Genomic DNA, 20,376 nt, shown 5'->3' with positions numbered 1-20,376 from the left:
GGGGTGGCGCGGACGAAACTTCGTACATGGGGCGGACGCACGAGCGAGGCAAGAGGCCCTTCCGTGCTCCCGGCGAGCGCTTCACCTGCGGCCGGGCGCTTTATGGGGTATGAGTGTTCGCCGTGGTCGATCCCCGATACGACGATTGGGGGCTCCGCTCCGCCGGCGGAGCGACGCCGCCCAGCACCCAGTTCGAGGTCATCGAGCCCAAAGGGGGCGAGACCCCCGTGGTCGTCGAGGTGCCCCACGCAGGTCTGTCCCTCGACGCCGAGACCCTGTCGTTCACCGTCGCGCCCGCGCGCAGCATCGCCCGCGACGCCGACCTGCACGTCGACGCCCTCTTCGAAGACGCGCCCGCCGAAGGCGCCACGCTGCTCTACGCCCGCGCGAGCCGGTACGTCGTCGACCTGAACCGCGGCGAGCAGGACGTCGACCACGACGCCGTCGACGGCGGAGGCCGAGCCCCCTGGCCACGCGGCCTCATCTGGCGCCTCACGACGGACGGCGAGCCCATCCTCTCGCGGCGGTTGCCCCGCGCCGAGCTCGAGCGCCGGCTCGACCTCGTGTATCGCCCCTACCACCGCGTCCTCGAACAGCTCCTCGCCCGCAAGCGCGCCCGCTTCGGCTTCGCCATCCTCCTCTGCGCCCACTCGATGCCGAGCCAGGCCCGCCGCGGTCACGAAAGCGCCGGGGTCGCCCGCGCCGACATCGTCCCGGGCACCCGCGGCCGGACAAGCGCCTCCGCCGCGGTGATCGACGTCGTGGATCGACACGCGCGTTCTTGCGGCTACACCGTGCGCCACGACGACCCCTACCGGGGTGGATTCTCGACGGGCCACTACGGGACCCCGGCGAGCGGCATCCACGCCATCCAGGTCGAGATCTCTCGACGGCTCTACATGGACGAATCGACGTTACGGACGGATCCCCAGGGCTTCCAGAGTGTGCGAGAATTCGCCCGCACCCTTGTCGCCCGCCTCGCCTTCGCCGAAAACCCCACGACGCTCGACGCCCTCCGGGGGTATGCTCCGGGCGGTACCTGATCGACCGCGGGCGATCCAGATGGCCTCTCCAGCGCAGAACATGGACAGCCCGGCTTCGTCGAGGCCGGCCCCCACCGGCACGGCAAGCAGCGAGCCGCCGCCATCGGCGCGCCGCAGCGACCCCGCCGCCACCCTGGCCGCGAAGGCCGCCGCTGAAGCCGAGCCCGCCGAGGCGCCTGCGAGCGCCCCACGCTCGAAGCCTCGGGACCTCGCCGTCGTCGCGGAGGGCGCAGCGGCCGCAGCCGAGGGCGTCGAAGCCTCCTCCGACGGCGTCGCGGTGAGCGGGGTTTCCCCCAAGCTCGTTTCTCCCGCCGAGACGACGCCCTACCCGGCGACCTCGGCGAACACGTCGTCGCCCCCTCCCTCGTTGGGTCCGTCCTCGCCGCGCAGCGAGCCGCGCCCGCGGGAGACGCCGATCAAGCCGCTGCTCGCGTCCGAGGCGCTCATGGAGGACCTCGCGCCGATCGAGCCTTCGCGGCAGGCAGCGCGGTTCTGGTGCGCCGCCGTGGGCCTCGGGTTCGCGGGGCTCGGCGCGTTGCCGCTCGTGGGGGTGCGTCCGGGTGGTACGGGTGCCGCGCTCGTGTCGTTCTTGTTCGGCGGCGTCACGCTCGCGGCTGCGCTCACGCGTGTGAGTTATCGCCATCGTGGCGTGGCCATGCTGGTGCTCGGCATGCTCGTGGCCCTCGTGGGTTTCGGCGGCGCGGGGCCCGCTGCGGGCATCGCTGCGAGTGCGCCTCTGCTCGGCTTCACGCGCCTGCTGGCCGCGACGACCTTACCGGCGGCGCTGCTCTTCCGCGCTCGCTACCGTGCTTATGCCGGGGCGCGATGGCTGCTCGCCGGCGCGTTCGTGTGTGCGTTGCCCTTCGTGGTCCTGACGGTGCTGCGCCTGGCTGCGCTCTTGCCCGAGCTCGCGACGGCTGGCTCGTTCGTGGCCATCGTCGTGGTCGCGGCGGCGCTCGTAGGGTTCATGGGGTCGGAGACGACGGGGGCTGGCACGTACGTCGGCCTCGGAGTGCTCTGTGGCCTCGGCACGGAGCTCGCGATGGCGGACCTCAGCCATCCCGGCGCGTTTGCAACGTGGCAGGGGCCGACGAGCACGATCCTGGCTGCAGTGGCGTTCGTGGCGGCGACGGGGCTCTCGGCGATGGGGCTCTTCCAGGTCTTGGCGTCGCGCCTCTCGGGTGACGCGCGGCGGATCGACATCCACGCGGCGGTCCCGGAAAAGCCGCGCCGGAAGCAACAGCCGCCGACGGCATCGGACTGGTCGTCTTCGGACTGACAGGCCGCAGGCCAGGGTGGACAACCCCTGGTCCTGAGCATGGGTCTCATCTGGAAGCGCCGTGCCGGGGCGCTGCCCCGGGCCCCGCGGGGGGCTGTCCGCCCCCTCGACCCCGGACCAGGCACAGCCTGGACCGAGGGTTGAAAAACTGCGCTCCGCGCAGTTTTTCAAACGGGCCGACGAAGAACCCAGGGGGCCAGCAGAACCCGCAGCGCGGCTGTCTCGGTGGGCAACGTCGCTGCTGGTCTTGACCGGGCCTGTTCGATGAGCTGCGCGGAGCGCAGTTCATCGAGCTTGGGTCCAGCCCCTGGCTGGTCCGGGTGCAGGGGCGGACAGCCCCTGCTGGGGCCTGGGGCAAAGCCCCAGCGAAGCGGCTCCTCACCGCGTCAACAGCGGCCACACCCACCCGCTCGACGGCGCTTGCCCGGTCGTCGCCTTCTTCGCGACGTCGCCGAGCATCCCCAGCAAAAACCGCGCAAAGGACGTGTCGACGGGCATCGTGAAGGCGACGTCGTTCTCGCGCTGCGCCACCTGCATCTGCGGCACGGGCCCCATCAGCCCGAGCGAGGAGAGCAGACCCATGAAGCCTGTCAGCTTCTGCAGATCTCCGAGGTTGGTCGTCCCGGCGGCGGCTGATCCTGCGTCTGCGTAGGTCAGCGACCCGGCGAAATTCATGCCTGGCGGCTGGAAATTGCCGAGCGCCCGCACCTTCTGCAGGCCTGTCAGGAACGGCATCTTCTGCGTCGCGGCTTCGACGGTCCCCTGCCCGCTGATGTCGCCTGCGAGCGCGAGGGCAGCGTTCGGCGTGTTCAGAAGCTCGATCATCCATGGCGGCACGGCGCGCTTGATCTCCGAGGTCCGCAGCCGATCGAGCGCGCGACGCATGCCCGTCTCGTTGCCTGTCAGCGCTGTGTGCGGCGTGAGCAGCACGAAGCCCACGTTCCCCGCCGTGTACAGGTCCATGTCCGCGTAACGCGAACGCACGAGGGGCAGGCCGGAGCTCACCTTCGTGCGCGCCTCGGCGGCGCGGTGGATCGAGGCCACGTCGAAGTTGCCCTGGATCACGGCGCAGAAATCGGCGCCTTGCATCGCGTAGATCCCGCCGTAGACCCGCGTCACGTCTCGTGACGGCACGAAGTTCGACTCGGGGCCGAGCGGCAGGACCGCCGTGATGATCGAGCCGACGTCGGGGCCGAGGCTCGACTGGAACATCGCTGCGGCGTCGAGGTAGCCGAGCATCACGGGGGAAGATGGCAGGAGCGCGACGGGATCCCGATCGATCACCGCGGGATCGACCTGCCGGCCGCCGACGAGGACGACGTTTTGCTCTCCGCCTCGGCAGCCGGTGGGGCCGAGAGGGAGGAGCGTCGTGGAGAGGGCCAAAGCCAAGAAACGCGCCGCGTGGGCGCGAACTGCCGCAAGGGTCATGACGTTCGACGACGAGCCTCCGCCTCGGGCGTGACGTGCGTGGGCCGCTCGAGCGGGAACGAGCCCACGATCTTGAGCATCTTCGCCTCTCGCTTGATCCCCTCGAGGGCGGCGACGAGGTTCCGGTCGGTCACGTGGCCGAAGACCTCGACGTAAAACACGTACTCCCAGCCTTCGCCCGGCACGGGACGCGACTGGATGCGGCGCAGGTTGCAGCTCCGCTCCTTGAAGTGCTGGAGGATCTCGTGCAGCGCGCCGGGCTTGTCGTGCACGCCGAAGAGCAGCGCTGTCGCGTCGGAGCCCGAGCGCGGCGCCGGCAGGCGCGAGACCACGCCGTACCGCATGCGCACCTCGCCTTGATCGCCGATGTTCTCGCGCGCGACGCGCACGGGCGTGTCCGGGCCGAGCGCTCCGCGCGGCACGATCGCGGCGCTGCCGTGGTTCTCCGTGGCGGCCTCGATCGCGACGAACGGCGAGCGCACGTCGACGACGGCCGTTCGCGGGTGGTTCGACTCCAGGTACCGGACCGTGGCCCCGTGATCTTGCGGCGTGACGAGGATCTTCTCGACGTCGCTCGGGTTCCCCGTGACGTTCGCGAGGACCAGGACCTGCGAGAATTCGTGCTCGCCGACGAGCTTCAGATCGGCGGCGGCGATGCCCTGGATGGTCGGGAAGATCGGGCCGTCTTCGAGCGACTCGTAGGGCACGACGGCGAACTCGGCGCGCTCGCGGACGACCTCGTCGAGGGCGCCGAGGACGGTCTCGCCGCGGACGAGCTCGGCGCTCGGGCCGAACTGTTCCCGCGCGGCCATCCAGCCAAAGCCGCCTTCCGAGCCGAGGAACACGACGCGCGGCGCCACGTCGAACACGCGGCAGGCGGCGTCGATCGCGGCGAAGGTCGGGCGGACGGCGCTCGCTGGGAGGGGCGGCTCGGCGGCTCGTTCGAGAGCGAGCAAGTGTTGCCCGTCTGCGATGGGCGCAAAACGAGCAGTCCCGCTGCGCAGCTTGATGATGTCCTGGGCGACGCGCGCCCGACGTTCGAGCTGGCGGAGCATCTGGTGATCGATCTCCGCGAGCTGCGCACGAAGCTCATCGAGCCGCTTTCTCTCGTCCATACCCCGACAACCTAGCATTCCTCGGACCGACGCGGGGCGGCCTCGCCTTACACGCTTGGGGGCTCCGCGCCGGAAACCGGCTTGCCTCGAACCCCCTCACGGCGGCGGGACGAGAGGCCCGCTGCGCGTGCGGATCGGTTGGTTCAGGGCGTGGCTGTGGAGGGTGTCGAGGACGTGGTCGACGTGCTGTCCGAGGACGTCGTCGACGTCGACGAGGAGCTGCTCTCGGAGGAGCTCGTGCTGCTCTCGGACTTGGACGACGCCTTGTTGCTGGGCGAGCTGTAGAGATCGGCGTACCAGCCGCTCCCCTTCAGGATGAAGCCCGTGCCGCGGGAGATCTGCCTTCGGGCGGTCTCCGCGTGGCAGCTCGGGCACTCCTTGAGGGGATCTTCACGAATCGACTGCTCGGTTTCCCACTCGTGGGCGCAGGACGTGCAGGCGTACTCGTAGGTAGGCATAACGAATACCTCTCGAAATTTCGCCGTGCAGGTACGGCTTCGTTGGACGCCTGTCAAGGCGACGAGGCGACGGCCCGCCATTCTGTCCACCCAGGTCTTCGGTGGCCAGCCCTTTCGACCCCCTCCCCGTTCGACCCGGCCGGCGACCATCGCGCTTGCCGCGCCCCCCTGGCGGGTGTAACCCTAGCGCTGCGCGATGCGTGGCGGTACGTGGCATTATGTGACGCCATGTGACCGTCCCCATCGCCGGTGACGACGGATGCGGATTCGTAAGCTCGAGATTGCCGGCTTCAAGTCGTTCGTCGACCGGACGGTGGTTCATTTCGACGTCGACGTCGTGGGCATCGTCGGGCCGAACGGATGCGGCAAGTCGAACATCGTCGACGCGATCCGCTGGTGCATGGGCGAGCAGAGCGCCAAGCACCTGCGCGGCCGGAGCATGGCCGACGTCATCTTCAACGGGTCGGAGTCGCGCGGGCCGCACGGCATGGCCGAGGTCACGCTCACGTTCGACAACACCGACCCCGAGCTCGCCCAGCAGCTCCCGCTCGAATACAAGGACTACGCCGAGATCGCCGTCACCCGCAAGCTCTACCGCGACGGGACGAGCGAGTACCTGATCAACAAAACCCAGGTCCGCCTGAAGGACATCACGGACCTCTTCCTCGGCACGGGCGTCGGCACGAAGGCGTACTCGATCATCGAGCAGGGCAAGATCGGCCTCATCGTGTCGGCCCGCGCCGAGGATCGGCGCATGCTGATCGAGGAGGCCGCGGGCATCACGAAGTACAAGGCCCGGAAGAAGCAGGCCGAGCAGAAGATGGACCAGACGCGGCAGAACCTGCTGCGCATCGGGGACATCGTCTCGGAGATCTCGCGCAGCCTCTCGTCGCTCAAGCGCCAGGCTGCGAAGGCCGAGCGGTACATCGCCTACCGCAAGGAGCTCGAGGACCTCATGCTGCACGAGGCCTCGCACAAGCTCCTCGAGATCATCGTGCTGCGGCAGCGCGAGACGGGGGCGCGGGCCGAGTACGCCGAGAAGGTCCTCGCCTCCCGCACGGCGCTCGCCGCGCGCGACGCCGAGCTCGAAGTGCAGAGGCTCGCCGCGCACCAGAGCGAGGAGCAGGCCGAGAAGGCGCAAAACGCGGCGTTCTCCGCCGACAACGACGTGCGCACGTTCCAGGCCGAGCTCGCCCGCGCCAAGGATCGCTTCAAGCACCTCGAAGAGCGCAGGGCCGCGGCCACGGTCGAGCAGCAGGATCTCGAGAAGACGATCGCGGATCTGCGGGTCGAGCGGGCCGAGCTCGAAAAGCAGCTCGAAAACGTGGCGGCCGAGGAGCAACGCGAGAACCGCGAGGCGCTCGAAGAACACGAGCGGCTCGAAGAGGTGCGCGCAGGCGAGAAGGAAGCCGAGCAGGAGGCGTCACGGCTGCGCAAGCAGGCGGCGGAGGCGGCGGCGAAGGTCGCCGCGGCCGAGGCGACGCTGACGGGCTACGAGCGGCGCTTCTCGGACATGATGGTGCGCCGCGAGAAGCTCGACGACGAGCACGGGCGGCTCGTCTACGAGCTGGAAGAGCTCGAAAAGAAGCGGGAGGCCGGGGCTCTGCAGGTCGCCGAGCTCGCCGCGCTGAAGAAGGATTCGGGCGAGCAGCGGGTCGCGCTCGAAGCGGAGGCGAAGGCGCTCCGCGAGCAGGCGGTCGCGAGTGATCGCAAGGTCGAGCAGGCGAAGAACGAGCACAACCAGAAGCGAAGCCGCCTCCGGGCGCTCGAAGAGATCCACGCGCGGCTCGAAGGCGTGGGCGCCGGGCCGAAGAGCCTTTTGAAGACGAAGGATCCGTCGATCGTGGGCCTCGTGGCCGACCGGATCGAGGCGCCTTCGGAGCTGCTTTCGGCCTTCGCCGCGCTGCTCGGCGACAAGCTGCAAGCGATCGTCGTGACGAACACGGAGCGCGCATCGGCGCTGCTCGGCGAGCTCGCCGCGAAGAAACAAGGGCGCGCGACGCTCGTGCCGGCGCGGCCGCGGTACGTGGCGGGCGGGCCCGTGGCCTTGCCGTCGGGCGAGGACGTGGTGGGGCCGCTGTTCGAGCGGCTCCGGTTCTCCGCGGAGGACGAGCCGCTCGTGCGGGCGCTCGTGGGCGACGCGGTCGTCGTGCGCACGGCGGAGGCGGCGATCCGGCTCGCGACGTCGGGGGCGACGGTGACGCTCGTCTCGCTCGACGGGACGGTGGTTCGTCCGGATGGAACGGTGAGCGGCGGCGCGGGCGACGCGGTCGCGGCGGGGATGCTGGAGCAGAAGCGGGAGATCCGCGAGCTGCACGACGTCGTGGGCAAGCTCGGCGATCAGGTGACGGCGCTGCTCGAAGCGCAGACGGCCGAGCGGCAGCGCATCGCCGAGCTCACGGCGGCCGTGGACAAGGCGCGGAGCGAGGCGCACACGAGCGAGATCGCGCTCGTGACGGCCGAGAAGGATTTTCGGCGCGCGGAGGAGCAGCTCGCCGCGTCGCAGAAGCGGCGCAGCGCGGTGCAGCGGGATCTCGAAGAGATCATGGACGCGCTGGAGAACGCGGGCGGCGAGCAGGAAGAGGCGCGCGAAAAACTCGAAGAGGGGCGGCGGCTGCGCGAGGAGGTCTCCGGGCGGCTCGCGACGAGCGAGGAGCTCGCGGCCGAGTGGCGCGAGCGCGTGATCGCGCAGCAGTCGGTGGTGACGGAGCGCAAGGTGCGCCTGGCGCGCGTGCGCGAGCGGGCGACGGCGGCGCGGTCGACGGTGGAGCGGCTGGCGCGGTCGTGTGACGAGCTCAGCGGGCGGATCGCGCGGCTCGACGGGGAGCGGACGGACTGCGCGGAAGGCGCGGGCGTGGCGGCGGCGACGATGATGCTGTCGCGGGAGAAGCTCGACGACGCCGTGCAACGCGCGCAGAGGGCACACGCACAGCTCGAAGACGCGCGGCGCAGGCTCGACGCGGCGCGGCAGACGCTCGCCGCGAAGGAGGCCGATCTGAAGGGCCTCCGGCAGGAGCTGACGGAGGCCACCGAAAAACTCCGGCAGCACGAGATGGCGCTCGCGCGGCTCGACATCGAGGAGAACCACCTCATCGAGGGCGTGCGCGAAAAATTCCGCGGGCTGTATCTGCCGACGGTCGTGGGCGACTACCACAAGCGCGCGCCGGTCGATCAGCAGCACCGGTCGCGCATCCAGGAGCTCGGCGAGCTGCTCGATCGCATGGGGCCGGTGAACCTCGACGCGATGCGCGAGTACGCCGAGGCCGAGGAGCGGCACAAGTACTACGCGCAGCAGAAGGACGATCTCGAGAGCGCGCTCTCCGACTTGGAGAAGGCGATCGCGCAGATGAACCGCGAGTGCAAGAAGCTCTTCAAGACGACGTTCGACGCGGTCAACGCGCGCTTCAAGGCGCTCTTCCCCAAGATGTTCCGCGGCGGCGCGGCGGAGCTTCGGCTGACGAACCCCGAGGACATGCTGGAGACGGGCATCGAGATCCTCGCGCAGCCGCCGGGCAAGAAGCTCGGCAACATCGAGCTCATGAGCGGCGGCGAGAAGGCGCTGACGGCGGTGAGCCTCATCTTCGCCATCTTCCAGTTCAAGCCCTCGCCGTTCTGCGTGCTCGACGAGGTCGACGCGCCGCTCGACGAGGCGAACGTCGCTCGTTACAACGAGGCGATCCGCTCGATGACGGCGCACTCGCAGTTCATCCTGATCACGCACATCAAGCGCACGATGCAGTCCGTCGACGTGCTTTACGGCGTGACGATGCAGGAGCCGGGCGTGTCGCGCATCGTGAGCGTCAAGGTCAACGAGAACGCGAAGTCGAAGGACCACCCCGCCGAGACCGTGGCGGTGGCGTGACCCCCTCCCTTCTCTCTGCGGGAGAGGGGTCGGGGGTGAGGGTCACGTACCAGATCGGAAGTGCACGACATCGCCGTCCTTGACGATGTAGTCCTTCCCTTCGAGCCGCATCTTGCCCTGGGCCTTCAACGCGGCCTCGGTGCGCGCGATCTCCAGGTCCTCCGGCCTGTAGATCTCCGCGCGGATAAAACCTCGTTCGAGGTCGGAGTGCACCTTGCCCGCGGCGCGCTTCGCGTTCGTGCCGCGGCGGATCGGCCAGGCGCGACACTCGTCGGGGCCCGCGGTCAGGAAGCTGATGTAGTCGAGCAGGCGGTAGGCCTCGCGCACGAACACGTTCCGCGCAGGCTCGCCGAGGCCGAGTCCTTCGAGGAAATCTTTCTGCTCGTCGACCGGCAAGGCCGCGATCTCCGCCTCGATCGAGCCGCAGAGCGCCATCTTCACCCACTGCTCGCCGTGCTTCGTCTCGCGCAAGAGCGCGCGGGCCGGGTCGTTCCACGCGTCCTCGGAGAGGTTGTAGAGCGTGATGAGCGGCTGCATCGAGAGGAGCTGGATCCCAGGGCCGAGCGCGCGCAGCTCCTCTTCCGAGAGCTCCAGCGTGCGCAAGGGCTCGCTCTTCTCGAGGTGCTCGATCATCTTCGTGTTCACCTCGACCTCGGGGCCCTTCTTCGCCTCTTTTTTGAAGCGCTCCTTGCGCTTCTCCAGCGTGCCGAGGTCGAGCAGGAGCAGCTCCTCGTCGAACGCCTTTTCGTCGCGCGGCGGGTCGGGCGGCGTCGTGAGCGAGGGGTTTTCGAAGCCTCGCACGACGTGCACGACCACATCGGCGTTGCGCATGCCCTGGAGCACCGCAGGCGGGAAGGCGCCGCCCGAGCGCGTGCCGCTGCCGACGTCGACGAACGTGATCTCCGCGAAGGTCGTCTTCTTCGGGCTGAAGAGCGCGGCGAGGAAGTCGACGCGCGTGTCGGGCACCTTGATGTTGCCGTAGGCGATCTCGCGATCCGCCTTGCCGCCGGGCGCGAGCGCCCGAAAGACCGTCGTCTTGCCTGAACCCGGGTAACCGCAGATTCCTACGTGCATCCTCGCCCCTCCTTCCGAAGTCCCCTGCTTCGTGCGTGTGCGACGATACCATCTCCGGCCGGCTGTCCGCTCCCCACGCTTGCGGTACGCTCCCGGCCATGTCCGACAGACCCCGCCTCTCCCCCGACGATCTCGTCCACGCGACCACGGTCCTTCATGCCGAACCTCGGCCGGTGCGCTTCCAGGACGTCGACGCCGCCGGGATCATCTACTTCGCCCGCGTGCTCGAGTACTTCCACGACGCGTTCCTGAGCCTGCTCCGACGCGCCGGCATCGACCTCCCGGGCATCCTGCAGGAGGGCAAGTGGGGGATGCCGCTCGGGCACGCCGAGGCCGATTACCTCGGGCCGATGCGGTTCGGCGACGACGTGGTCGTGGAGATCGTGCGGCTCACGCTGAGCGAACGGTCGCTGCACGTGGGGGCGCGGGTGCGCTCGACGGAGGGGCGCGTGCTCGCGATTGGGCAGGCCGTACACGTGTGCATCGATCGGGAGACGTTCCGGTCGAGGCGCCTCCCGGAGGAGACCGTGGCGGCGCTCACGGCCGTCGGGGCACAGGGGAAAGGCGCGGGCTGAGCTCACGGACGGCACGGGCGCGATCGAGCTTGCCCGAGGCCGTGAGCGGCAAGGAAGCGACGGCGGCGACGAGGCGCGGGCGCTTGTGGGGGGCGAGGCGCGCGGAGGCTTCGGCGACGAGGGCGGCGGCGTGGGCCGGGTCGGGCGGGTCGAGGGCGAGGCCGGCGGCGACGATCTGGCCCCAGCGCTCGTCGGGGACGCCGAAGACCACGGCGCGCGTGACGCCGGGGAGCGCTTCGAGGGCCTGCTCGACCTCGGCCGGGTAGACGTTCTCGCCGCCGGTGACGACGAGGTCCGTGCGGCGGGCGTGGACGAAGAGGCGGCCGTGTTCGTCGAGGGCACCGAGGTCGCCGGTGTCGAAAAATCCGTCCTCGGTGAGCGAAGTACGCAGGGGCTCGCCAGGTCCGGCGAGGTACCCGCTCATGAGCATGGGTCCGCGTACCTGGATGCGGCCGACTTCGCCGGGATCCGCAAGCGTGCCGGTGTCACGGAGGGTGCGGATGTACACACCAGGGAGCGCTTTTCCAGATCCTGGCTCCATCGTCCCCGCGGCTCGGAGGGGCTGGCAGGTCACCTGCGAACAGGCTTCGGTGAGGCCGTAGGTCGTGAGGGCGAGGACACGGCGGGCGGCGGCCTCTTCGAGGAGCGCGGGGGGCGCGCCGGCGCCGCCGACGAGGACGAGGCGGAGCGTGGCGAGGGTGCCGTCCCGGTCGGCGTCGAAGAGGGCGCGAAGCATGGTGGGGACGACCGAGAGCAAGGTGACGCGCTCGCAGCGGATGGCGCGGAGGACGGCGTCGGGGTCGAAGCGAGGTTCGAGGACGATGGGCCTGCGGGCCGCGATGCACCGCATCACGATGGAGAGGCCCCCGACGTGGGCGAGGGGCATGCAGGCGAGCCAGCGGTCGTCGGGGGTCCAGCCGAGGTTCTTGGCGCTGGCCGCGGCGCTGGCGGCGAAGGCTCCGCGGGAGAGGACGGCACCCTTTGGACGGCCCGTCGTGCCCGAGGTGAAGAGGATCGCGAGGGGCGTGGACGGTTCGGTGGTTGTGCGCGGAAATGATCCAGATTTCGGAAGGTTGTCGCTTTGGATGAAAGGCAAAATCTGAAGGTCCGGACGCGCGTCTTCGGTGATGACGCGCACCTCGGCATCGGTTAGCCGCGGGTGGATCGGGACGAGGGCGACGCCGAGCTCGATCAGGGCGAGGATCGTGACGACCGTGCCGGCATCGCACGTCGTTCGCAACGCGGCGCGGCATCCAGGGCCGAGTCCTTGGGCCACGAGGGATGACGCGGCGCATTCGACGTGCGTCGCCAACTCGCCGAACGAGATCACGCGGCCGTCCTCGATGAGCGCCGGTTGTGTTGCGATCCCGGGCTCGCGGATCGCGTCCAAGATGCTCAGTCCGTCGTGATCCATCGGTTTCGGGCCTCCTCCGAGAAGCCGAGGCCCGGGAGCGCCGCCTCCCGGACCGTCCCCGACCGCCCGCGCTGCGGGATCGCCATCGCCGGATACGTCGACAGGCCCGCGTGGGGTTCTAGCCCACACGCGAGCGGCGGCTTGGGCAAGGCACGCGCGAGCTCGGCGGCTGCGGCGAGGCCCACGGGACCGTCAGCGAAATGTGTGACAACGAGGTCGAGGCCCGCCTCCGCGCCGATCGCCGCGACGGCGAGCGCCCGCTCGAGGCCCCCGAGGGCCGCAGGCTTCAGGATGAACGCGGCGCACCCCGCGGCGCGCGCGAGGCGCTCGGCCATACCCGGGAGGAGCAGGGACTCGTCGGCGGCCCAGGGGACGGCCGCGGGGCCGAGGTCGGGCAAGAGCGCGGCGGGGACGGGTTGCTCGACGTACCGAGGCGCGACCTCGGCCAGGCGGGCGAGCTTTTCCTGGGCCTCGGGGATCGTCCACGCGCCGTTCGGGTCGAGCCGGAGCTCGAACGGCGGCGGGAGGGCCTCCCGCAAGGCCCGGAGCGCCGTGAGCTCCCGCGCAAAGCCTGCCTCGTCCCGGGCGCGAAGCTTGACCTTCACGGCGTGGAGGCCGGCTTCGGCGAAGCCGCGGGCACGCTCGACGAGGTCGGGCGCCGAGGCGTCGAGCAGGGCGTTCGTGGGCACGGTGGCCAGGCGCTCGGTCCCGGCGAGGCAGGCCGCGACGGAGAGGCCGCGGCGCAGGCCCACGACGTCGAACAGGGCAGTCTCCACGGCGAACCGCGCCGCGGGGTACGGGGCGAGGGCGCGCTCGACGGGGGCCAGCGCGGCGGCGACGGCCTCACGCGGCGGGAGGTCGTCGCGCGCCGTGGCGAGGCCCGGGAGGGCTTCCCCGAGGATGACGGCGAGGGCGGAGGCGACGTCGGCGCGGAACGGGGGCAAGGGGGAGGCTTCGCCGATCCCGAGGCGCTTGTGCTCGTCGCGGAGGCCGAGGCGCACGAACTGGCGGTTCGGCCCGTAGGACGGTTGCGCGGCGCCGCCCCGGATCCGCACCTACGCGCCCCCGACCATGAGCCCGACGCTGAACAGGATGCCGAAGAGCAAGAGCAACATGGCCGTCCGCGCGAGGACGGCGTTCAGCGGGCGGCCTTCCCGGGTCGCGAGGGCGCGGAGCAGGCCGAGGGCGAGGGGCAAGGAGACGAGCGGCAAGAGCGCCCAGGGCGAGCGGCCGAGGGAAGCGACGCAGACGACGGGCGCGGCGTAGGAGGCGGCGAGGAGCGCGGCGTATTCGAGGATGCCTGCGCGGCGGCCGAAGCGCACGGCGAGCGTACGCTTGCCGGCCTTCACGTCGGTCTCGCGGTCGCGGACGTTGTTGACGACGAGGATCGCGGTGGCGAGGGCGCCCACGGGGACGGCTGCGAGGAGGGCGAGGGACGGAACGCCGCCGACCTGGACGAAGGTGGTGCCGCAGACGGCCACGAGGCCAAAGAACAGGAAGACGAAGACGTCGCCGAGCCCGTGGTAGCCGAGCGGGTACGGTCCGCCGGTGTAGGCGATGCCGGCGAGGATCGAGGTGATGCCGATGGCGACGATGGGCCATCCGCCCACGGACGCGAGGTAGAGGCCGGGGAGCAGGGCCAGCGCGATCGTGACGGCGAGGCCCATGCGAACCTCACGCGGCGTGAGCAGACCGGTGGCGGTGGCGCGGGTCGGGCCGAGGCGCTCCTCGGTGTCGGCGCCCTTCTCGTGGTCGAAGACGTCGTTCGCGAAGTTCGTGGCGATCTGGATGAGGATCGAGCCGAGCAGGGCCGCGAGGGCGGGCAGGACACGGAACGAGCCGCTCGCGTGGGCGACGGCGCTGCCGACGGCGACGGGGACGACGGCGGCGGTCAAGGTGGCGGGCCGGCAAGCGAGCACCCAGGCGCGGACCGAGCCGGGGCGGACCGGGGGCGCGGAGGCGGCGGAAGGCAAGGACCCGAGGGTCGCGGTCTTGTCGGGGCTCATGAGAGATCCTCGCGGGCGAGCGTGGCGGCAAGCTCGCTCCGGAAGCAGGTGACACGCGTGCGGCCGTCATCCGGCGGGACCACCGCCTCGATCAGCGTCGCGCCCGGCGTCTTCAGGGCCTCGGCGAACGCGCGGACGAAGGCCGACTCCGTGTCCGTCCGGGCGAACCGAACGCCGAAGGCCGCCGCGGCCGGCGCGAGATCAACGGGCTCGTGCATCGTGAAGTACTTATCGAAGCGCTCGACGTCGACGGCGCGAGCGATGGGGAGGCGCTCGAAGATGCGGCCGCCCTGGTTCTGGACGACGACGACGACGAGGGGGACGGGGGCACGGCGCGCGAGCGCGAGGCTCGTGAGGTCGTGCAGGACGCTGGTGTCGCCGAGGAGGAGGACGACAGGCCTGCCGGCGACGGTGGCCGCGCCGGCGGCGGAGGCGACGAGGCCGTCGATGCCGCTGGCGCCGCGCTGGTGGAGGACGCCGAGGGGGCTCGGACGAGGCGGGGCCCAGAGGTCGACGTCGCGGACGGGCAAGCTGTTGCCGACGGAGAAGAGCGCGCCCGCGGGGCAACCGGCGATGACGAGGCGAGCGACGGCGGCCTCGGTGAGGTGGGCCGCGGAGGCGTGGGCCTCGGCGAGGGACCACGCGAGGGCGTCGGCACGGCGGAAGCTCTCGGCCCACAGGCTCGGCGAGGGCCGACGCGCAGGGCCGAGGCGCGCGGCGAGGGCGCGCGCGGTCTCGACGGGATCGGCGAGGACGAGGGCGGTCGCGTCCTGGGCGGGATCGTTCCAGCCGTGGGGTGCGATGACGAACCGCGCGGCGGTCGGGTGCTTCGCGAGGTACTCGACGTATCCCTGGGACGTGGCGGGCGCGCCGAGTTCGATGAGGAGGTCGGGGGCGTGGCGCGCGGCAAAGGCGGGATCCCGCAGCAGGGTGTCGAAGGCGGCGCAGGCGACGACGTCCGGCACGGAGGAGCCGAAGCGGGCCTGGCTCGTGGTCTCCGCGAGGAGGGGGAAGCCGGTGGCACGGGCGAGGGCCACGGCAGCTTCGCGCAGCGGGGCTTCGGGGCGATCGACGGGCGCGGGGCCGCAGACGATGAGGCCTCGTTCCGTGTGAGAGGCGAGCTCGGTGAGGGCGTCGAGGGCCTCGGGCGGGGCGGCGGTCCGGGGCGCGAAGACGCGGGTCGTGCCGCGGCGGAGGACGTCGGTGAGGCGCGTGGATCGGTCGGCATCGGGCCACGGCTGGGAAGGCTCGAGTGGCTTGCGGAAGCGCGCGTTCACGTGCACGGGGCCCGGATCGGGGCCGAGGGTTCGTGCCGCGGCGTGGAGCGCGACGCGGGCCGGGGCTTCACGGGGCGCGCCGGGATCGGGCAGGCCGAGCTCCACGAAGAAGCGCACGTGCGCGCCGAAGAGCTTCGTCTGATCGATGGTCTGCGACGCGGCGACGTCGACGGCCTCCCAGGGCCGATCGGCCGTGACGAGGAGGAGCGGGACGTGGCTCTGCGAGGCCTCGATCACGGCGGGGGTGAAGTGCGCGCCGGCCGTGCCCGAGGTGCAAAGTACGGCGCTCGGGAGGCGGGTCACGCGGGCCTGACCGAGCGCGAAAAAGGCCGCGGCCCGCTCGTCGACCGCCGTGTGGATCCGCAGGCCCGCCGTGACGTCGGCGGCGAGCGCGAGCGGCGTGGAGCGGGAGCCCGGACAAACGACGACGTCACGCACGCCGGCGGCGGCGAGCGCGGCCATGAAGGTCTCGGCCCAGGCGAGGTGCTCGTTCGTGCTCATTGGATTCCCAGGGCCGCGAGCATCGGAGCTTGCTTGGCGCGGGTCTCGGCGTACTCGGCCAGCGGATCCGAGCCCTCGACGATCCCGGCGCCCGCGTAGAGCCAGGCCTCGTCGGGCGAGACGAGCCCGGCGCGGATGGCGACCGAAAAATCGCCGTCCCCGGCGGCGTCGAACCATCCGACAGCGCCCGTGTACCAGCCGCGCGCGTCGGGCTCGTGCGTGACGATCCACGCGGTCGCCTGCTCCCGCGGCGTGCCCGAGACGGCGGGCGTCGGGTGCAAGGCCTCGACGAGCGCGAGCACGTGCGTGTCGTCGCGCAGGGCGCCGCGGATCGGGGTCCACAGGTGGTGGACGTTGGGGAGGCTGCGGATCGACGGGGCGTCGGGGACGTCGAGCGTGTCGCAACGAGGGCCGAGCACGGCCGCGATCGCTTCCACCACGAGGGCATGCTCGCGTCGCTCCTTGGCGTTCGCGAGGAGCGCCTGCACGAGGGACGCGTCGTCGGCGCCACGCCGCACCGTGCCCGCGAGCCCGTCCGTGCGGACGACGCGACCGCGGCGCGAGATGAGCCGCTCGGGCGAGGCGCCGAGGAAGACGTGCTCCCCGCGCTGCACGGCGAACCGCGTGGTCTCGGCGTACGCCTCCGCGAGACGCGAAAGGGCAACACGCGCATCGAGCGGACGAACCGGACGAACGCGCGTCGCGGCGACGGGGACGACCTTGTCGATCTCGCCCGCACGGATGGCGTCGAGCGCCTCGCGCACGAGAGAGCAGAACGCCTCGTGGCTCGTTCCCTCGATCCGCGCGCCCTCCCCTGCCCCACGCGGCAGCGCGTCCTGCGCAGGCTGCACTGCGATCACGAAAGCGGCTTCGATCGACGCGATCTCGGCCTCAATCGCAGAACGCTCCGACGCGAGATCTCCGTCACGCGCCAGAAGCCAAAGCCAAGCCTCACCAGGGCGGGTCACGTACATCCACCGCGCAAGGGAAAAACTCGCATCCGCGAACGCGGTCCACGGCGGCACGTGACGCGCCTCGGTCCGGAAGGACAAACCCCCGACGAACCGCGGCCCCGGCGCGCCGCCCGCCTCCGCATCGCGCTCCTCGCGCAGCGTCGCGAAGATCCTTCGCGCCGCGCTCGTGATCTGCGCGAGACGCTCGGGTCCGCTCCCTTCGACCCGCGCGACCTCCCCAAACCCCACGACGCCGATCGGCTCCTCGCCCTCACGTGGAGGGGCCTGAAACAACACGATCGGCGCGGCGGACGTGCACGCGGCGACGAGCCGGGCCGCAGGCACGACCGGCGCCGGGGCCACGACGGCCACGAGCTCCCCCGCCGATCCCGCACCTCTCCTCGTCGCCCGTGAAAGGCGCGCGAGGAGGTCTGCCCCGAGGCCCGAAGACACCTATACCTCCTCCCGACGCGTCCCTTCCCCGAGCGGCGTACCCACGAAGAGGTGCGCGACCCCAAACGTGAGCGGCGAAGCTTCGAGTACGGAGAGCCCCGCTTCCTCCATCATCCGCGAGAAGACATCGGGCGACGGAAACGCCTCGATCGAACGCTGCAAGTAGCGGTACTCCTTCGCCCCGGAGAGCGCCGCGCCGATGCGCGGGACGATCTCGTGCACGTACGTACGCGCGAGCAGGCCCATCACGCCGGCGCGAGGCTCGGAGAGCTCCAGCAGGACGACACGTCCCCCCGGCCGCGTGACGCGCGCCATCTCGCGAAGGGCCTTTGCCCTGTCGGGCACGTTGCGGATGCCAAACGCGATGGCCACGCCGTCGACACTCGCGTCCTCGAACGGCAAAGCCTGCGCGTCACCGATGCGCAGCGTGACGCGGCCTTCGAGGCCCGCCGCCGCGAGCTTGTGCGCGCCCTCGGCGAGCATGCCGCTCGACGGATCCAGGCCGATCACCGCAGCGTCGGGGTGCGCCTTCGCGATGGTCATCGCGAGGTCCGCGGTCCCCGTGGCGAGATCGAGCACGCGCGCGCCTGAGCGGAGCGCGAGCGCCTCGACGGCGCGGCGCCGCCAGCCTTGATCCATCCCGAGCGAGAGGATCCGGTTCAAGATGTCGTAACGCGCCGCGATCGCGTCGAACATCTCGCCGCTGCCTGCGCGCGGAGCCTTCGTCGTCTCTTGGCTCATCATCCCACCTCGCTTCGAGGCCCGCTCGGCGCGGGCGGCGGATCGGTGGCCTGCACGCTGTTTTTCCGCTCGTGCAGGCGCATGTGACCTCGCTGGATGCCCTCCCCTGCGAGCGCGCGCAGCGCCGCGAGGTTCGACGCGAGCCCGACCGACGCGAGCGCGATGGCGAGATCGCCCGCCGTCGCCGCGCCCAGCATGTCGAGCGCCGCGCGCACGCCGGGATGCGCGCTCGACAGGCCCCCGGCCGTGCCCACCGCGAGCGGCAGCTCCGCCTCGCCGACGAGCCCGCCGGGCTTGCGCTTCCACGTGCTGAGCGGCCGGTACGACCCGCGGTGCGCGGCGAACGCGTGCGCCCCCGCCTCGATCGCCCGGAAATCCTGCCCGAGCGCGATCGCGGCCGCGTCGAGGCCGTTCATGAAGCCCTTGTTGTGGGTGACGGCGCGGAAGACATCGAGCTCGGCGAAGCGGCTGGCGCGCGCGATGCCGCTCGCGAGCTCCGATCCGCCCACGTCCTCGTCGCTCACCTCCGCGCGCACCCGCACGAGGCGCCGCAGCGGCAGGTTCGTGAGGATCCGGAGCCCCATCGTCCCGCCCGTGATCGCGTGCACGGCGGGCGCCATCGCCTCGGCCACCGTGTCGACCGTGTTCGCGCCCATGCAGTCGCCCACGTCGACGTGCACGTGCAGCACGATCACGCCGAGCGCCTCGTCGAGCACCCGCACGTCGAGATCACGCACGCCGCCGCCGCGGGCCACCATACGCGGGATCGACGCGTCGCCGAGCGCAGAGAGCCGCGCGCGCGCTTCGAGGATCCGCGCGCAGGCCGCGGTCGGATCGGGCACGTCGTCGAGCTGGATCTGGGCCGTCATGATCGGCGGATCCGCCTCGCCCGAGAACCCGCCCGAGGCGCGCACCATACGCGCCGCGTTCGACGCCGCGGCCACGACGCTCGGCTCCTCGACGGCCATGGGCACGAGGACATCGCGACCGTTGATCACGAAGTTCAGGCCCACACCGAGCGGCAACGCGTGCGTTGCGATCACGTTCTCGCTCATGTGATCGGCCACCGTCACGTCGAGGAACCCGCCCCGCGCGAGGTGCGCGAACGAGACGTCGTCGACGGCGCCCATCTCGCGCAGCACGACGAGACGCGCCTCGGGCGATCGCTCGTAGAACTTGCTGAGGCGGCTCGTGATCGCGCGCTTCATCGGGCCCCCTCCGCCGAGACGAGCCGACCGAGCAGCGCGCCGAGCTCGCCGAGCGGCACCGCCTGCGGACCATCCGAGAGGGCCGTCGACGGATCCGGGTGCGTCTCGATCATGAGGCCCGCTGCGCCCGCCGAGAGCGCCGCGCGTCCGAGCGGCGCAACGAGATCCCGCCGGCCGAGGCCGTGCGACGGATCCACCACGACCGGCAGCCGATGCACGTACCGGAGGAGCGCAACGGCTCCGATGTCGAGCAAGTTCCGCGTCGAGTCGTCGAACCCGCGGATCCCACGCTCGCAGAAGATCACGCCCTTCGATCCGTGCGAGAGCAGGTACTCGCCCGCGAGCAGCCACTCCTCGATCGTCGCGGACATGCCGCGCTTCAGGAGCACCGGCTTCTCCGTCTTGCCGATCGCCTTGAGCAACGAAAAATTCTGCATGTTGCGCGAGCCGACCTGCACGAGATCCGCGTACGCCGCGACCGCGGAGACGTGCCCCTCGCCGAGCGCCTCGGTCACGACCCGCATCCCCGCCGCGTCGGCCGCGCGCCGCACCCATTCGAGCGCGACGTCGCCGTGGCCCTGGAACGCGTAGGGGCTCGTCCGCGGCTTGAACGCGCCGCCGCGGATGAACGACACGCCGAGCGACGAGAGCACAGAGGCCGTCTCGTGCACCTGCGCCTCGGATTCGAGGCTGCACGGTCCGCACATGAAGACCGGTTTGTCCGTACCCACCGGCAAGCCGCCCACGTCGACGACGGGGCCTTGTGCCGAGACCAACGGGTGCGCGGGCTTCGGTGTCGTCACCTCGGCGACGCCGTCGATCCGCGCGAGCTCCTCGGGATCCGCCGGCTGCGAGTGCGGCGCGATCACGTAATGCACGGCGTTGCCCGACGTGCTGCGCTCCACGCGCGAGACCCAGAGCCCCCGCCCCGTGAGCTCCCTGAGCACGTTCGCCGCGTCGGCGCCGCTCTTCAAGGACACGATCATGGC

The 20,376-nt window shown here is 71.2% G+C and carries 16 protein-coding genes and 1 pseudogene; 5 read left to right on the top strand and 12 right to left on the bottom strand.

The window, feature by feature from the left end:
• The first annotated feature begins 122 nt into the window (after positions 1 to 122).
• Positions 123 to 1,043 (top strand): N-formylglutamate amidohydrolase, encoded by a 921-nt coding sequence (locus tag QHF89_RS12450; protein ID WP_232379684.1) that lies wholly within the window; start codon positions 123 to 125, stop codon positions 1,041 to 1,043.
• A 40-nt stretch (positions 1,044 to 1,083) separates the two neighbouring features.
• Positions 1,084 to 2,322, top strand: a complete 1,239-nt coding sequence (locus QHF89_RS12445) for a hypothetical protein (RefSeq protein WP_136968573.1) — start codon at positions 1,084 to 1,086, stop codon at positions 2,320 to 2,322.
• 378 nt (positions 2,323 to 2,700) lie between these two features.
• Here the strand turns inward: QHF89_RS12445 and QHF89_RS12440 are convergent, their stop codons facing one another.
• Positions 2,701 to 3,750: a hypothetical protein gene (locus QHF89_RS12440; protein ID WP_136968572.1), complete on the bottom strand. Its 1,050-nt coding sequence runs from the start codon at positions 3,748 to 3,750 to the stop codon at positions 2,701 to 2,703.
• Positions 3,747 to 4,865: a bifunctional chorismate mutase/prephenate dehydratase gene (locus tag QHF89_RS12435; protein ID WP_136968571.1), complete on the bottom strand. Its 1,119-nt coding sequence runs from the start codon at positions 4,863 to 4,865 to the stop codon at positions 3,747 to 3,749. Before QHF89_RS12435 ends, QHF89_RS12440 begins: the two co-directional genes overlap by 4 nt.
• A 150-nt stretch (positions 4,866 to 5,015) precedes the next feature.
• Here QHF89_RS12435 and QHF89_RS12430 point away from each other — a divergent pair, with 150 nt between their 5' ends.
• Positions 5,016 to 5,150: a hypothetical protein gene (locus QHF89_RS12430; RefSeq protein ID WP_284720409.1), complete on the top strand. Its 135-nt coding sequence runs from the start codon at positions 5,016 to 5,018 to the stop codon at positions 5,148 to 5,150.
• Positions 5,151 to 5,176: 26 nt separating this feature from the next.
• Here QHF89_RS12430 and QHF89_RS49965 read toward each other — a convergent pair.
• Positions 5,177 to 5,323 (bottom strand): annotated as a pseudogene (locus QHF89_RS49965) (FmdB family zinc ribbon protein); the annotation flags it as partial.
• A 259-nt stretch (positions 5,324 to 5,582) separates the two neighbouring features.
• On the opposite strand from QHF89_RS49965, the gene smc reads away from it, so the two are divergent.
• The gene (gene smc, locus QHF89_RS12425; protein WP_136968569.1) at positions 5,583 to 9,185 is read left to right on the top strand and encodes a chromosome segregation protein SMC; all 3,603 of its coding nucleotides are present in this window, start codon (positions 5,583 to 5,585) and stop codon (positions 9,183 to 9,185) included.
• 42 nt (positions 9,186 to 9,227) lie between these two features.
• Here the strand turns inward: smc and QHF89_RS12420 are convergent, their stop codons facing one another.
• Positions 9,228 to 10,259, bottom strand: coding sequence for a DUF933 domain-containing protein (locus QHF89_RS12420; RefSeq protein ID WP_136968568.1), 1,032 nt, complete (start codon positions 10,257 to 10,259; stop codon positions 9,228 to 9,230).
• 98 nt (positions 10,260 to 10,357) lie between these two features.
• Here QHF89_RS12420 and QHF89_RS12415 point away from each other — a divergent pair, with 98 nt between their 5' ends.
• Positions 10,358 to 10,834: an acyl-CoA thioesterase gene (locus QHF89_RS12415; RefSeq protein WP_136968567.1), complete on the top strand. Its 477-nt coding sequence runs from the start codon at positions 10,358 to 10,360 to the stop codon at positions 10,832 to 10,834.
• On the opposite strand, the gene QHF89_RS12410 is transcribed toward QHF89_RS12415, so the two are convergent.
• From QHF89_RS12410 to aroF, 8 genes are read right to left on the bottom strand one after another with little or no spacing between them, the layout of a single operon-like run.
• Positions 10,797 to 12,248 carry a class I adenylate-forming enzyme family protein gene (locus tag QHF89_RS12410; RefSeq protein WP_136968566.1) on the bottom strand — a complete coding sequence of 484 codons (1,452 nt, stop codon included), beginning with the start codon at positions 12,246 to 12,248 and terminating at the stop codon, positions 10,797 to 10,799. The two genes, QHF89_RS12415 and QHF89_RS12410, sit on opposite strands and share 38 nt — an antisense overlap.
• Complete coding sequence (locus QHF89_RS12405) at positions 12,230 to 13,303, bottom strand: mandelate racemase/muconate lactonizing enzyme family protein (protein ID WP_284720408.1); 1,074 nt, start codon at positions 13,301 to 13,303, stop codon at positions 12,230 to 12,232. Before QHF89_RS12405 ends, QHF89_RS12410 begins: the two co-directional genes overlap by 19 nt.
• Positions 13,304 to 14,254, bottom strand: coding sequence for a 1,4-dihydroxy-2-naphthoate polyprenyltransferase (locus tag QHF89_RS12400; protein ID WP_136968565.1), 951 nt, complete (start codon positions 14,252 to 14,254; stop codon positions 13,304 to 13,306).
• Positions 14,251 to 16,032, bottom strand: coding sequence for a 2-succinyl-5-enolpyruvyl-6-hydroxy-3-cyclohexene-1-carboxylic-acid synthase (gene menD / locus QHF89_RS12395; RefSeq protein ID WP_136968564.1), 1,782 nt, complete (start codon positions 16,030 to 16,032; stop codon positions 14,251 to 14,253). Before menD ends, QHF89_RS12400 begins: the two co-directional genes overlap by 4 nt.
• Positions 16,029 to 17,438: an isochorismate synthase gene (locus tag QHF89_RS12390; protein WP_136968563.1), complete on the bottom strand. Its 1,410-nt coding sequence runs from the start codon at positions 17,436 to 17,438 to the stop codon at positions 16,029 to 16,031. Before QHF89_RS12390 ends, menD begins: the two co-directional genes overlap by 4 nt.
• A complete protein-coding gene (gene ubiE, locus QHF89_RS12385; RefSeq protein ID WP_284720407.1) occupies positions 17,439 to 18,182 on the bottom strand; it encodes a bifunctional demethylmenaquinone methyltransferase/2-methoxy-6-polyprenyl-1,4-benzoquinol methylase UbiE in 744 nt (247 codons plus the stop codon).
• The gene (locus tag QHF89_RS12380) at positions 18,179 to 19,387 is read right to left on the bottom strand and encodes a hydroxymethylglutaryl-CoA reductase, degradative (protein WP_136930811.1); all 1,209 of its coding nucleotides are present in this window, start codon (positions 19,385 to 19,387) and stop codon (positions 18,179 to 18,181) included. The genes ubiE and QHF89_RS12380 overlap by 4 nt, the downstream gene beginning before the upstream one ends.
• On the bottom strand, positions 19,384 to 20,373 hold the full coding sequence (gene aroF / locus QHF89_RS12375; RefSeq protein WP_136930812.1) for a 3-deoxy-7-phosphoheptulonate synthase: 990 nt from the start codon (positions 20,371 to 20,373) through the stop codon (positions 19,384 to 19,386). Before aroF ends, QHF89_RS12380 begins: the two co-directional genes overlap by 4 nt.
• Positions 20,374 to 20,376: the final 3 nt, after the last annotated feature.

Source organism: Polyangium sorediatum, assembly GCF_029946465.1.
Lineage (GTDB): Bacteria > Myxococcota_A > Polyangia > Polyangiales > Polyangiaceae > Polyangium > Polyangium fumosum.
This window is presented reverse-complemented; position numbering and strand designations above follow the sequence as displayed.

Coding starts and splice junctions, on each gene's coding strand:
- QHF89_RS12445 (WP_136968573.1), top strand. CDS start 1,084: ATGGACAGCCCGGCTTCGTCGAGGCCGGCCCCCACCGGCACGGCAAGC.
- QHF89_RS12440 (WP_136968572.1), bottom strand. CDS start 3,750: ATGACCCTTGCGGCAGTTCGCGCCCACGCGGCGCGTTTCTTGGCTTTG.
- QHF89_RS12435 (WP_136968571.1), bottom strand. CDS start 4,865: ATGGACGAGAGAAAGCGGCTCGATGAGCTTCGTGCGCAGCTCGCGGAG.
- smc (WP_136968569.1), top strand. CDS start 5,583: ATGCGGATTCGTAAGCTCGAGATTGCCGGCTTCAAGTCGTTCGTCGAC.
- QHF89_RS12420 (WP_136968568.1), bottom strand. CDS start 10,259: ATGCACGTAGGAATCTGCGGTTACCCGGGTTCAGGCAAGACGACGGTC.
- QHF89_RS12415 (WP_136968567.1), top strand. CDS start 10,358: ATGTCCGACAGACCCCGCCTCTCCCCCGACGATCTCGTCCACGCGACC.
- QHF89_RS12410 (WP_136968566.1), bottom strand. CDS start 12,248: ATGGATCACGACGGACTGAGCATCTTGGACGCGATCCGCGAGCCCGGG.
- QHF89_RS12400 (WP_136968565.1), bottom strand. CDS start 14,254: ATGAGCCCCGACAAGACCGCGACCCTCGGGTCCTTGCCTTCCGCCGCC.
- menD (WP_136968564.1), bottom strand. CDS start 16,032: ATGAGCACGAACGAGCACCTCGCCTGGGCCGAGACCTTCATGGCCGCG.
- ubiE (WP_284720407.1), bottom strand. CDS start 18,182: ATGATGAGCCAAGAGACGACGAAGGCTCCGCGCGCAGGCAGCGGCGAG.
- QHF89_RS12380 (WP_136930811.1), bottom strand. CDS start 19,387: ATGAAGCGCGCGATCACGAGCCGCCTCAGCAAGTTCTACGAGCGATCG.
- aroF (WP_136930812.1), bottom strand. CDS start 20,373: ATGATCGTGTCCTTGAAGAGCGGCGCCGACGCGGCGAACGTGCTCAGG.